Below are 13,079 nucleotides of genomic sequence, written 5' to 3' on the forward strand. Positions count from 1 at the left end.
TATATTGATGTGGAACCCAAAAAGGCTCTAAGGATACAGCCTTGCATGTGAAATGAGAATCCTAAAAAGTCTCAACCAGCCTAAACATATACACTTAAAGCAATGGGTTACTGTCTCGGTTATGGGAATCTAGTCAAAATGACTTCCCTGTCGGCGCGCACATTTATGCCCACATACAATAGCAGTATATATTCAAGATTGGCCGAGACTCAATAGAAAATAACGACTACAACTACATCTTACAAGTCGACTTGTCCGAGGCTAAGATAGGAGTTATCTAACCCTCGGTCTGCGCCTGTAAGGCTCAGTGACGTCAGGACTGCAAGACGATAGGCAACATAGTTCGCTGCGCTCACCATGTTGCCTATCGTGGCGCGGGCTTTACGCCCGCTGATAGGCGGTTCGCGCAAAAGCGCTCACAACATCGCCTATCAACGACCTTTGCGGACATACCTTCGCCAATTGCAAAAACATTGGCGAAGGCACGTCGCAAAGCCCGCGCCACGTTATGCTAAAGCTCACCGAGATACAATACCAATAATAGACAATAAGTGTTATAATAATAGACAAGCAGGTATAATGTAAGACAATCGGAGGTGCTTCAATTGAAATGGGAAAGCATTAGACAACAATACCCAAATAAGTGGGTTTTGTTAGAGGCCATTGATGCCTACTCTACAGATGGCAGAAGAATAATTAACAAAAGCTCAGTAGTTAATTACTTTAATGACAGTAAAGAAGCATTAACAGAATACAAAGAGCTTCATAAAAACGCACCTGATCGAGAACTATATGTTGTGCATACAAGCAAACAAGATTTACACGTAGTTGAGCGGAAATGGTTAGGTATAAGAGTATGAAAATAACATTAAACATAAATCATCAATTGCCCTTTGTACAACTAAGAATTTGGTACAGAGGGCATAGTTTATTAATGAAAAACGTTTTAATTGATACTGGTTCTGCTAGTACCATCTTCAAGTTAGATACAGTTGAAGAAATAGGGTTAATAGCTGAAGCTGATGATACAGTTGGTACGATTTCTGGAGTAGGTGGCAGTGAATACGTTTTTTTGAAAAAAATAGATTCGATAGAATTGAATGGATTACAGATTAAAGACTTTACCGTAGATATAGGTGTAATGGATTATGGTATTGAGATTGATGGTATAATTGGAACCGATTTTCTTATGAAAGTAAGAGGAGTAGTTGATTTAGATAAGTTACTTTTTGAAAGCAGACTCAAAGAAGGGTGAGCCTCCGCATAACACAATATCACCGCAAGGGTGCGGAAGCATTTTGATACAAGGAGCAATGCTTTGTAGAAGAGGCATGAAGCAACTGCCGCACCATATTTCTTCGCTGGGTGCGGAGCACCGCAAAGAAGTATTCACTGAGAGTACAGCTCAGAAACATCGATGATACCCGTCCGTTAGCGGACATTTAGGGGAGGTTTTATTTTTGAAAGACGAAACACATAAAAACCTTTTAAAAATCACCTGTATTCTACTTATAATTTCGATTGGAATTTCTATAACTATTATTTATATGTACCATGATACTCAGGAAAAATTGGAACAACAGAAAAGCGTACAAATTAATAGATTTGTTACCAACTTGTATAATGCTGCAGCAGATTCTGGACGCTTAGCCAATAAAGGCATAGAAGAATGGATAGAGATTATAGAAAAGAAAGAAAATGATATTTATAATGAAGCAACTTACCTAAACAGATTATCAGCTTCCTTAGAAACGGTATATTCAATATCAAACTTACAATTAATTCCCCAAACACAATTCCAAAACTATATTTTCAGATATTATCTATTAGAAGCTATAGAAATAAATGAAGAATTTGCACAACTAGTACATAAAAACGAAGGGGATATGAATAGATTCGTAAGCAGATTGGAATCTCTTAAATTAGACCTAAATGTTTTATCAGAACATCTAACAGAAGAAGTAATAAAAGAAATAGCAGATAGAGAAAAAACATTACACAATATAATTGAGCAGGAAATCATTCCGAATCTAAGCGATCAACATCGAAATATAATTAGTGATGGATTATTAATGGATAGTGTACGATAGTTAATCAATAAAACGACCGCTAACACTATGTCTCAGCAAGGGTACGGATGCTATTTGATACATGGAGTAAAGCACCTGAAGTACAAACATGTAGCAACTGCCGTACCACATTTCTTCACCGGGCGCTTCGAGCGCGCCACGAAGGAAGATTCACTGTAAGTACGGTTCAGAAACGTCGGAGACAAGCGGACGTTAGTGCGCCAAGCAAAGCTTGGCATTACTGGTAAGGTGTAAGTCCTTACATGATAAGGTCTAGCCAACCATCATTATCGAGTGTTGTACCGTTATTGGTGACAATAAAGGTAAAGCGTACACAGAGAGTATATAGACCATAGGGGAACCGCATCCCTGAAGCACATTCAGCCCCGTTAATGCAGTACCTATCATTATAGGTAAAAATGCAGACGACGACATATTTAACGTTATGGAAGTCAACACAAAAGAATCGAAAATGGCGAGATTCTGGAGGGTCTGTCGGTGTCTAAGCACATGGTATGTATAAAAAAAGTAATGTCAGGAACTTGGGAGGTCTTATCGCCACTCAAAGAGAAGCATGAATCAACCGAAAAAGAAGACCATGTAAAGGTGATAAGAAGTCGGATTTCTCCATACTACTCAGAGGGCGGGAGAGCCGTCTACAAGGGGAAGGGAGAAACAGAAGTATGCATCGTTTAAAGGAAACAAATGCCAGACAAGTAGGGTTGGAAAAACATTTGCAAACCTCCCTGAACGATATCGAAAAGAAGGCGAAATACAAGAAAGACCATAAGTTTGAGAATCTATACAGACTACTGAACAAATGGAATCTTGGTCAATCATGGCAACTTATAAACAAAAGAGCAGCAAAAGGAGTCGACAAAATAAGTGCCAAAGCGTTTGAAGCAAACTTACCAGAAGAACTAAACCTACTGGAAAAAGAACTGAAAAAGGGAACCTACCGGGCAAACCTAATCAGAAGAACGCACATCAGCAAATCGGATGGTGGACAAAGACCGCTAGGAATACCAGTAGTAAGAGACAAACTGCTTCAAACAACCTGCAGCAAAATACTACAAGCCATTTATGAGCCCAAATTTCAAGATTTCAGATACGGCTACAGAAAAGGAAAAGGAGCAAAAGACGCAGTCAAGCACCTAAGCAAAGAACTAAACCACGGCAAATACGGCTATATAGTAGAAGCAGACATCAAAGGCTACTTTCAAAACATAAACCATGATTACCTCATAGCCATGCTATCCAATGACATAGCAGATAAGCCATTCATAAGACTCATCAAAAAATGGCTCAAAGCAGGGATAATGACAGAAGAAAACATCATAGAAAAACCCCAACAAGGAACACCGCAAGGCGGAGTAATCAGTCCGATACTAGCCAACATCTACCTTCACTACATTCTAGACCAATGGTTTGAAAAAGCAGTCAAAAAGCAATTAGAAGGAGAAAGCATGTTATTAGCGTATGCAGACGATTTTGTTTGCGCCTTTAGATATCGAAAAGACGCTGAAAGATTCATGATTGCCCTAGAGAAACGCTTTAACAAATTTGGGCTAGAACTAGCAAAGGATAAAACCAAGCTCATAAAATTCAGTAGATTTAGTAAAGAAAGAAACGGTGATTTTGACTTTTTAGGCTTTACCTTTAATTGGAGAGTATCACGAAAAGGCAAAGACATAATAACCCACACAACAAGCAAAAAGAGATTCCAGACATCTGTCCAGAAAATAAAGCAGTGGATTAAAGAAAATAGAAACTGCAGACTCAGAAAATTGACAGACCTCCTGAACATAAAACTAAGAGGCTACTACAATTATTATGGGATAATGGGAAATCACAAGATGCTCAGAAAAATGGACACCATCGTAAAAAAGCTGTTGTATAAGTGGATGAACAGAAGAAGTCAAAGGAGAAGCTTTAACTGGCAAGAATTCAATAAGAAACTCAGAATAAGTTATCCGTTACAAAAGCCGTTTATAGAATCGATAAACAGACAGATGGTATTTCAAATGTAAGCCTGATGCGGAAGTAGAGATATACAACTGAAGAGCCTGGTGCGGTAGTTCCGCACGCCAGGATTCTGTGCCAGGGGCAGTGGGTGACTACTGGCTCTATGGTGACTGTGAAATCACTTTGAATAGAGAGGGGTTAAAGGCATGAACTTATATGAAAGAGATTATAATCAAATTTCAAAAGATGAAATAATAGAAATAGACAGAGTAATGGAGAAATACACTAAAAAGCTGGGTAATATAAAAATTTATAACAGCTCCTATTTCCGAGAGCAACCTAAAGCTGGAAGGCATTATGCAAGTTTGTTTCCTAATAATTATCTTGACATTGAAGATTTACAGAATAAGAAAGAGTTAGAAAGAAAAAACAAACAATTTTTAAATTTGCTAGAGAACAATGGGGCAAAGGAACAAGAAATTCTAAATTTTATAAAAAATGAAAAAGCATATCATGTTATTGGATCTATAATGAAAGAGTATAGATTTGGACATCATGATGCATATTTATTTCCTGAATTTCAGCTAGGAAATAGCTACAAAGTAGATTATCTATTAGTGGGGAAGTCTTCTGGAGGATACGAGTTTATTCTAGTAGAATTAGAGGCACCTTATGGTCGAATAACAATTAAGTCAGGAGACTTTGGGGAAACAATCAGAAAAGGGATTAATCAAATTGAGGACTGGAAGATTTGGTTAAATAGTAATTATTCAGCATTTAACGAACCATTATTAAAAAGTTGTAAAGGTGAATTGTCTCATGAATTTTATAAATATGAACCAAATAGGTTTCATTATGCGATTGTTGTTGGAAGAAGAGAAAACTTTAATGAAAAAACATATATACTCAAAAGGAGCTTAAGAAATCAACAAAACATCAATCTCTTACATTATGACAATCTAATAGATAAGGCATCAAGATTAATTGAGGAACCATCATATTAAATAAATAATGGAGGAATTTTTGTGTCATCTAGATTACTTGCATTACGTCTATTTGAGGCTTGTTCAATTCAAAGATGGAATGACCGTGTTCGCTCAATTGATATAATAGAGATGGACAAACAAGCTTATAAAACGAAATGGCAAGTATAAGATTTAAGTATTTAAAAAACCTACGAAACGTAGTGGTATCACGTATTGAAATATTTCTTAGAGTTTACTATGAAGAAAAGTGACTCCACATAACAATATGTATGGCGTAAAGGTGCGGTAGTTAGTATACATGCAGAATGGCAATGATGCCAAGCATGAAGCAACTGCCGCACCGCATTTCTTCGCTGGGTGCGGAGCACCGCAAAGAAGTAATCACTGAGGGTACAGCTCAGAAACGCCGCATACACGGAACGTTAGGCAACAGACTCTGCAATCACCGCGCGTCCTGCGCGGGATTTTAAAAAGAGTAATAGAGTTACTGCACATATGATATGAAAGACGACACGTTACTGGAGGAGGTAGTTAAAAGTGGATTTTTTTCTTGCTGTTATTATGCCTTTTTTTATATACATACCAATAATTTTTATTGTTTGGTGGATGCTTAAATTAAAAAGAAACACAGAAAAACAAGTCGAACAAAATAACGAAATTATTGAGCTGTTAAAGCATCTAAACAACAAGTAGATTAGGGTATTTAAGTCAAGCAATCTAATCCTGCGCGTTAAAGAAGTACAATGAAGTTAGGGATGTGCAAACAATGAAAATCAAAAGAATAGTTACAATAATAGCAATTATTGCAGTTTTAGGGGTGTATATATATTCACAGTTTGGGGGTAAGTTATCTTCGCAACTTAGCTATGCATATAACAATGATACTGAATTATTTACTGGAGAAGTAGTGTTTGAGATATTCGGCTTTAAAAAACCGACAGATGTTGAGGTTATTGTAATAAGTCCAGACAATACAGTTGAATTTTTAAGTGTTGAAAAACAGGGTAAAAAATATATTTCAGAAAAATATGAATCAATTATTTTAAATGATACGAGACCTGAATTCTTAATATCTTGGAAAATTGACGGTAAAAAAAATGTTGAATATGTTTATCCGAGAGAAAATTACCGATTTTTCTCAGAAAAAACTGAATAATAAATACAAATTGAATTGTTTTCTCTATATATGTGGGTAAATAGTAATTGATTATTGTTTCAAGAGTATAGTTCCTGCACGTGATGGTTCTTGAATTGGGTAGCATCCTATTTATTGTTATGGAGCAAGTTTATTTTTTGGTACGATAAGTAATCCTCGGGCAAGCCTGTAAGGCTCAGTGACGTCAGGACTGTAAGACGTTAGTGCGCCAAGCAAAGCTTGGCATTACTGGTAAGGTGTAAGTCCTTACATGATAAGTTCTAGCCAACCATCATTATCGAGTGTTGTGCTTTTATTGGTGACAATAAAGGTAAACTGAAGAGCCTGGTGCGGTAGTTCCGCACGCCAGGATTCTGTGCCAGGGGCAGTGGGTGACTACTGGCTCTATGGTGACTCGGAAAGATGAGGCGGAGAATTTTTTCAAGTAGAAAAAATTAGAGTGGAGATGTTTATTTATGTATAAATTCTATGATGAGGTACAAGAACTAATTGATGAATTACAGCAAACGTACGGTATTAAGAAGAGTAGTCTTGTCTTTTACAAAGGAAGAATAAATAAGTTCTTTAATGATTATATGAGTCAAGAATATAAAGATAAACCTCTCAATGCGATCACTTATTATGACATAAATACCTTTATCAATAAGCTACCATTTGGTGATGCTGAGAAATTAAATCATTATAATTCCTTAAAACGTTTTTTTGACTATACTTATTTAAAAAAACTGACACCGGAATTAATGTCTCAAGTGACGAGACCAGAATATCAACGTCCTCCTAAAAAAATACTGAGTGATGAAGAATACGATAAACTGAGAGATTTTATCGTATGTAGAGATAACAATATAAAAGAAAGATTAATTTTAGGATTATTTCTTTTTACAGGGTTAAGTAGAATGTATATAGGAGCTATTGTGAATTCACAGTTTATTTATGATAGAGGGGTTTACAAACTTATGATATTACAAGAAGGTGAAGTTGTATTACCTTTGAAAGCAGAATTACAGTTAATTGTTCATGAATACATTAATTCATTAACAGATGACGATAATTTGAAGAAAGTTGTTCCATACGATCAAAATTATATCAGTACATATATTGGTAGATTAACAACGCAAATTTTAGGTAAAAAGCATAATCCCACAACATTATCCAGCACTTTTATTAGGAAAGCTTTATCAAATGGGAATTATGTTTGGGAAGTAAGTAAGCTTACATTGGAATCAATTGTGACTATTGAAAAGCATGTAATTAACTCGGAAGATATTTTTAATCGGCAAACTTCAATATTAAACCGTTTTTAATTTAGATTAATTAAGGGTGCGACGTCCTGTCGCGCTCTGGCTTCGGAGGGCCTCATCCATCCGATAACAGAGTATTGCCAAAAATTTGAAAAATGAATGTGATTGGACGCTTCGGCTATACTCGGAACGTTAACTGAAATCGGACGAAAAAACGCGCCGTCTTGACGCGGGTTAAGGAGAATTTCTAAATAGCTATTAAAAGAACGGAAAGTAAAATACAAAGGTATAATCTTTGGATCTGAAGGCTTCCAACATCAATAAATTGGGAAGGAGACGAAATGAGACAAAATAAATTTCTGTTATTTCTATCATTAGTATCTATGGCATTAGTAGTTAATTTAATAGCTTTTATTATTAATTTGAAGCTTTATAAGGGAATAATTATTACGGCAAACTTAGGGCTAATAATACCAATAATAGTATTTCATACACGATACATTTACCAGTTGTATAAAACGAACACTTTGTTATCAGGTCATAAAGATATTAGAATGATACTAGGATACATAATAGTACCAGTAATACTTTTAATAACCATGCCGAGTCATACTTACTATGAAGGAAAAGAAATAATAAGCAATAAATATTCGTCTAATATAGAGTTCGTTAATTACTCAACAGGAAAGAGCACTGTTCCAGTTGTTGGTGAACATCAAAAAATATATCTAAATAATAGGTTTTACTATTATTCGATTAATATAGAGAGTGAAGAAAAAACCTTACATTATATGGTTAATCCAGTGAATGGAAAAGCTATTGAGGTAGAAATATATTGGGATTTTTAGGGGCTGCCGTCCTAGCAGCCTCTGAACTAGTTCAAAGATATTGTATTTTACTATCTACTTACATTAAACATAAAAAAACAATGCAAAGTGAAGTAATACGCAAAAAGGTGCTGAACAATTATGAGTATTAATCCTATTAGAAAGAAACAATTATTTAGGTTGCTAAAAATACTTCTTATATATTTAGTATTTATATTCGTAGTAGATTTTTTGATAGGCTCTATCATCACTAGTTCTATAAATATAAGGTTCATAGATTTAATAACAAATCCTTCAATTTTAATAACATTGGTGCTATTTACTTTATCATTTATTTATCATAGTAGGAATATAACAGAAAAAATATCAGGTATTGAAAAACATGAAATTTTACAAGTAGCAAAAAAAGAAAATTATGCAATTATATCAGAAGATGATACAAAGGTTATAGTTGATACAAAAAGCTGGTTCAAAAAAATTTATGGAATAAGAATAACAATTATAATCTTAGACAATGAAGCTAAATTAATGGGAGAAGCAGTAAATGTTAAAAGTTTTAAAGATAAACTAGAACTCTACATGATGAATAGATAATAAAGCTAATTATCCAGCAATCCAAAAACTATTTAAGAAAGAGGCCATAAAATGAGAGTAGTTTTAGAATTACTTCGAATTATATTAATTTTTGCAATACTAGCAACAATATTAGGTTATATTCCTGATTACATATATTCAAAGCTTGGTATAGATACAAATAAATATGGCTGGACTTCGATAATCGGTGTGTTTATCCTTATTTTTGTTTTATATAGGAATAAACTGCAATTTAGCGGATGGTATAAAGGTAAAGGAATAGAAAAACTACCTAAGAGAATATCCATTATTTTAATAATATGTTCTATCGTTCTACTCTTGTCGCCTCCAATACTTCATCTATTATTGAACTAAGAATTATTAGGATATTTATACAACAACGGAGGCGATAGTTTGCGTAATATAAGAAAAATAGTGGTCATTATTTGTATATTAGCTATTACTATTACTGGGTGTGGAAGAATGCCAGATCCGCCAACAGCAACAGAAGTAACAGATCTTATAGATTATATTGGTTTTGAGGATTTATTAGCAACTGATTCTGGTCTTAATAAAGGAATGGAAATGACACCACTACTAAATAAGTCTGTAACTAACAATGGAATTGAATTTACTGTACATCAAGTGATTGCAGATGCAATTAGAACAATAATCATTTATAGCTATGAGTTTCAAGAGAATAGCTATGATTCCAATAGAGGTGCAGACAATAATAACCATTATATGAAACCAGGAGACGTAAGAATAAATGAATTAACTTCTCACCCCATGAGCCATGGTCGTTATAGTGAACAAGAGGAACGTTATTCAAGTATAACTATTTTCAATCGGGCATTAGATAGAGACATAAAGAAGATAACAATTGAGGCTGAAAACCTTGGTGGTCTTGAAGGGGAATGGAGTATAGAAGCTCCTGTCTATTTTATGGAAGATATTGAAGGAAGAGATATAGTAACATATGAAATGCTTCGAGTAGAAGAAATAGGAATCGGCTTTACAGTAGTTGAATTAACACTAGGAAGTACAGCAACATATTTGAACTGGGTATTTAGAGAAATATTGATTTATGAGGATGACCTTGATTTTACAATGGTTAGAAGTAGTCTATATGAAAATGAGCAGTTTTTCCCGTTATTGACGTCACCGTTACTGGGGTTTCGTTCGTATCCAGAGTTCATAATGAAAAACCAAGTAGTGTATATCGAAGATGAGAGCGGGAACATATTAAGACCTGATCGTTCAAGTGGATCTTCAGAAGCTATGTTTCCACCTATAAAAGAAGATGAAGAAGTGAAAATTATTGCAAAACACCCGTTACTACAATCTAAGGAACCAGTCCTATTTCAAATAGAGATGGGTGCTAGTGGTTGGCAGACAGCTTCATATGAAAAAGCTGGAACAACTGTGACGTTAGATGAAGTTGCAATTGGAGATAAAACCTCAATTAAACTACGTTACCAATACGGAATGCTAGGAGAGATGAGGGAAGCCTATATACTTGATAATCAAGGTAATCGCTACGAATTAGAAAGAATGGAGCTGTGGATGCCAGCCTATGACGAACTAGAATTAACAATCGAGGAATACAATATGATGGCACAATATAGCGAAGGATACGATGTTGAGGAATATAGAAATAGGTATATCGAAACAATGCGCTCCTTTATAGACAATTACAAGGAATATGAAAAATATCAAATACTCTACTTTCCTGCTCTGCCAGAAGATACAGTTTCTTTTGTCTTACAATTCGATGAAGTAATGTTCGTTCCTGATGTGACTTGGGAAGTGAAAGTTGAGAATTAGAGATTATATAAGTATAGGGAGAGATAACGGTGACAAGACTCTTGAAAAGCTCCATAGCTAAAATAATAATGGCCATAGTACTTTTATTTTTACTGGTTTGGGGGGCAATTTCCTTATACTATTATAATCAGCATGTTGTAACAATTAAGAAATTCCCTATCGGAGAGAGGTTCGAAACAAGCGATGGTATTGTTTTCATTCACAGTATAGAATTACATAATTTTGATAGAAAGTTCGATTTAGATAATCCAAAAGTAGATTTTTTTTTCAACAAGCTATTACCAATAACACCAAAGAGATTTCATATGACAGTAGGTAAAGTGTTTTGGTTTTATAATAAACCCTATAATTTTGAATTGAGTACGAATAAAGATGTACCTGGTAAAATCATGACTCTTAATGGGTTATATGTTCCTATAAACGATGATGTGGAAAGTTTGTATAATATAATAAGTGCTGATGTAGTTGTTGAACAGACAGGGTATTTTCTTACAGGGAGACAAACTGGATTAAAACGCTTTATGAGCAGTAATATATTCGCATTTCATTCTAGAGACAGGTTCTTTGTTAATGGTTATGACCCAGATAGTAATGAACAGTTAATCATTAGGATACTTGACAAAATAACTGATGAAACACATCAGATAAAAATACAACCTCAATGGTTAACCAAAAAATATAACTATTTCAATAGGCCCCCTGAACAATATAGCTTTACTCCTGAAAATACTATAAGTGAGTTTATCAGTGCTGCTGTTTACAGTGATGATATTAATAGTGCAAAAGCATTAATACACCCAGATATTCAGGATTTCCCATGGGGACAAATAAATCACAATATGTGGTCATTGACTAGAACATCGGAAATTTATTATCAAGATAGACATTTAGGTTATAAAGATGTATTTGAGAAGAAAATTTTGTTTGGTAATTTATATAGTAGTGACTTTAATGCGATTGCAGAACAAAGCTTTTATATAACACAACATGATAAAGAGTGGCGTTTAATTGATATAGGTTCGTTAATTGAACGTGATATATAATATAGAGGTATATCAATGAATACTAATGCACTAGCATACCTAGGAGTGATTTAAATACCTACGTTACTTCTGATAACTCCAGAAAATGAAGAAATAAATCGACACCGTGTTCATCAGTTTAACAACTTTACACAATTAACGATGCCTTATTTAGCTGGCTTTGTACCATCTTCTTTTGAAATAATATTAATAGATGAATACTCACAACAAATTCCCTTTGAAAAGTTTGATGTAGTTGCAGTAACTGTAAATACTCCTAATGCTCCACATGTATACAGGATAGCAAAAAAGTTCCAAGACCTGGGATCTTGGGTTGTATTAGGTGGACCTCATATTACGCTTCTACCTGAAGAAGCAAGTAAACATGCTAATACCATATTCGTTGGTGAAGCAGAAGAAACTTGGCCTTCTTTTTTAACAGACTTTCTTGAAGGAAAGCCAGAGGAAGTTTATGAGTGTAAAAATACTCCTGACTTAAAAGATTTACCATTGCCTAGGCGTGATTTAATCGTCGGCCACAAGTTTACTAGTGGAGCAGTTTTTGCTACTAGAGGATGCCCACACAATTGCAGCTATTGTTGCCTCAAAAAAATATATTGTCATCATTTTCGAAAAAGACCTGTCGAGGAAGTTATTGAAGATATAAAAAATATTCCCAATAAACATTTCGTCTTTTGGGATGATAATTTTTTTGCTGATGCTGAGTATACAAAGAAACTATTGAAAATGCTAAAACCATTAAAGAAAAAATGGGCAGCTCAGGTAACAGCTCAAAGCTGTAAGGACGAAGAGCTATTATGCATGGCAAAAAAAGCTGGTTGCCTGTACTTATTTCTGGGATTAGAGTCCTTTTCAAAAGAGGGTTTAAAGGACGCAAATAAAAGTTTTAATATAATAGAGCAGTATCCGAAAATAGTAGAACTAATACATAGTAATGGCATAAGTGTGCAAGCAGGTGTCGTGTTTGGTTTTGATTCAGACACAATGGCTGTTTTTGACGATGCCCTAGAATTTTGTGAATCGATAGGTGTAGATGGCGTAACTGCTAGTATTCTAACTCCGTTTCCTGGTACTAGTTTATATGATGCTTTGGAAAAGGACTGCAGACTTCTTGACGTTGATTGGTCATATTATAATGGGAAAACCAGAGTCAGTTTTGAACCTAAGCAGTTAACTAGTTCGGAGTTACTTGAAGGTTATAATAGTTTTCGTGGTAAGTTTTATTCGTGGAGAAGCATTGTGAGGAGATTATCCAAGTCACGTGTAAATATCATATACAACTTAATAATGAATTTAGGTTATATGAAAGCATATAAAAGGTTTCAGAGCAAAACAAGAGTCGAATAATGTAAACAAGCTTGTTAAGCTATAAAGTTAAGATTATACTAACCG

General features: G+C 34.6%; 16 protein-coding genes. All 16 read left to right on the top strand.

Annotated features, from left to right (window positions below; translation table 11 throughout):
* The first annotated feature begins 605 nt into the window (after nt 1-605).
* The 16 genes from BHF68_RS11880 (at nt 606) to BHF68_RS11945 (ending at nt 13,034) form a co-directional block, all read left to right on the top strand.
* Nucleotides 606-860: a hypothetical protein gene (locus tag BHF68_RS11880; protein ID WP_069643887.1), complete on the top strand. Its 255-nt coding sequence runs from the start codon at nt 606-608 to the stop codon at nt 858-860.
* Nucleotides 861-934: 74 nt separating this feature from the next.
* On the top strand, nt 935-1,255 hold the full coding sequence (locus BHF68_RS11885; protein WP_218070361.1) for a retropepsin-like aspartic protease: 321 nt from the start codon (nt 935-937) through the stop codon (nt 1,253-1,255).
* A gap of 205 nt (nt 1,256-1,460) precedes the next feature.
* Nucleotides 1,461-2,090, top strand: a complete 630-nt coding sequence (locus tag BHF68_RS11890; RefSeq protein WP_069643889.1) for a hypothetical protein — start codon at nt 1,461-1,463, stop codon at nt 2,088-2,090.
* Nucleotides 2,091-2,567: 477 nt separating this feature from the next.
* Nucleotides 2,568-2,765 (top strand): hypothetical protein, encoded by a 198-nt coding sequence (locus BHF68_RS11895; RefSeq protein WP_069643890.1) that lies wholly within the window; start codon nt 2,568-2,570, stop codon nt 2,763-2,765.
* Complete coding sequence (gene ltrA, locus BHF68_RS11900; protein ID WP_069643891.1) at nt 2,753-4,099, top strand: group II intron reverse transcriptase/maturase; 1,347 nt, start codon at nt 2,753-2,755, stop codon at nt 4,097-4,099. The genes BHF68_RS11895 and ltrA overlap by 13 nt, the downstream gene beginning before the upstream one ends.
* 141 nt (nt 4,100-4,240) lie before the next feature.
* A complete protein-coding gene (locus BHF68_RS11905; protein ID WP_069643892.1) occupies nt 4,241-5,038 on the top strand; it encodes a Shedu anti-phage system protein SduA domain-containing protein in 798 nt (265 codons plus the stop codon).
* 21 nt (nt 5,039-5,059) lie between these two features.
* A complete protein-coding gene (locus BHF68_RS15710) occupies nt 5,060-5,188 on the top strand; it encodes a hypothetical protein (RefSeq protein WP_301553638.1) in 129 nt (42 codons plus the stop codon).
* A gap of 369 nt (nt 5,189-5,557) precedes the next feature.
* Nucleotides 5,558-5,713 carry a hypothetical protein gene (locus BHF68_RS15410; RefSeq protein ID WP_176719934.1) on the top strand — a complete coding sequence of 52 codons (156 nt, stop codon included), beginning with the start codon at nt 5,558-5,560 and terminating at the stop codon, nt 5,711-5,713.
* A 73-nt stretch (nt 5,714-5,786) separates the two neighbouring features.
* The gene (locus BHF68_RS11910; protein WP_069643893.1) at nt 5,787-6,176 is read left to right on the top strand and encodes a hypothetical protein; all 390 of its coding nucleotides are present in this window, start codon (nt 5,787-5,789) and stop codon (nt 6,174-6,176) included.
* A 455-nt stretch (nt 6,177-6,631) separates the two neighbouring features.
* Entirely contained in the window at nt 6,632-7,480 is an 849-nt protein-coding gene (locus BHF68_RS11915) for a site-specific integrase (protein WP_069643894.1), read from the top strand.
* 278 nt (nt 7,481-7,758) lie between these two features.
* Nucleotides 7,759-8,265: a hypothetical protein gene (locus BHF68_RS11920; protein ID WP_069643895.1), complete on the top strand. Its 507-nt coding sequence runs from the start codon at nt 7,759-7,761 to the stop codon at nt 8,263-8,265.
* Nucleotides 8,266-8,385: 120 nt separating this feature from the next.
* On the top strand, nt 8,386-8,838 hold the full coding sequence (locus BHF68_RS11925) for a hypothetical protein (RefSeq protein WP_069643896.1): 453 nt from the start codon (nt 8,386-8,388) through the stop codon (nt 8,836-8,838).
* Nucleotides 8,839-8,889: 51 nt separating this feature from the next.
* Nucleotides 8,890-9,192 (top strand): hypothetical protein, encoded by a 303-nt coding sequence (locus BHF68_RS11930; RefSeq protein WP_069643897.1) that lies wholly within the window; start codon nt 8,890-8,892, stop codon nt 9,190-9,192.
* Nucleotides 9,193-9,231: 39 nt separating this feature from the next.
* A complete protein-coding gene (locus BHF68_RS11935) occupies nt 9,232-10,644 on the top strand; it encodes a DUF4179 domain-containing protein (protein ID WP_069643898.1) in 1,413 nt (470 codons plus the stop codon).
* Nucleotides 10,645-10,673: 29 nt separating this feature from the next.
* Nucleotides 10,674-11,687: a hypothetical protein gene (locus tag BHF68_RS11940; RefSeq protein ID WP_069643899.1), complete on the top strand. Its 1,014-nt coding sequence runs from the start codon at nt 10,674-10,676 to the stop codon at nt 11,685-11,687.
* A 141-nt stretch (nt 11,688-11,828) separates the two neighbouring features.
* Nucleotides 11,829-13,034, top strand: a complete 1,206-nt coding sequence (locus tag BHF68_RS11945) for a B12-binding domain-containing radical SAM protein (protein WP_084019408.1) — start codon at nt 11,829-11,831, stop codon at nt 13,032-13,034.
* Nucleotides 13,035-13,079: the final 45 nt, after the last annotated feature.

The sequence above is a fragment of the Desulfuribacillus alkaliarsenatis genome (assembly GCF_001730225.1).
Classification (GTDB): domain Bacteria; phylum Bacillota; class Bacilli; order Desulfuribacillales; family Desulfuribacillaceae; genus Desulfuribacillus; species Desulfuribacillus alkaliarsenatis.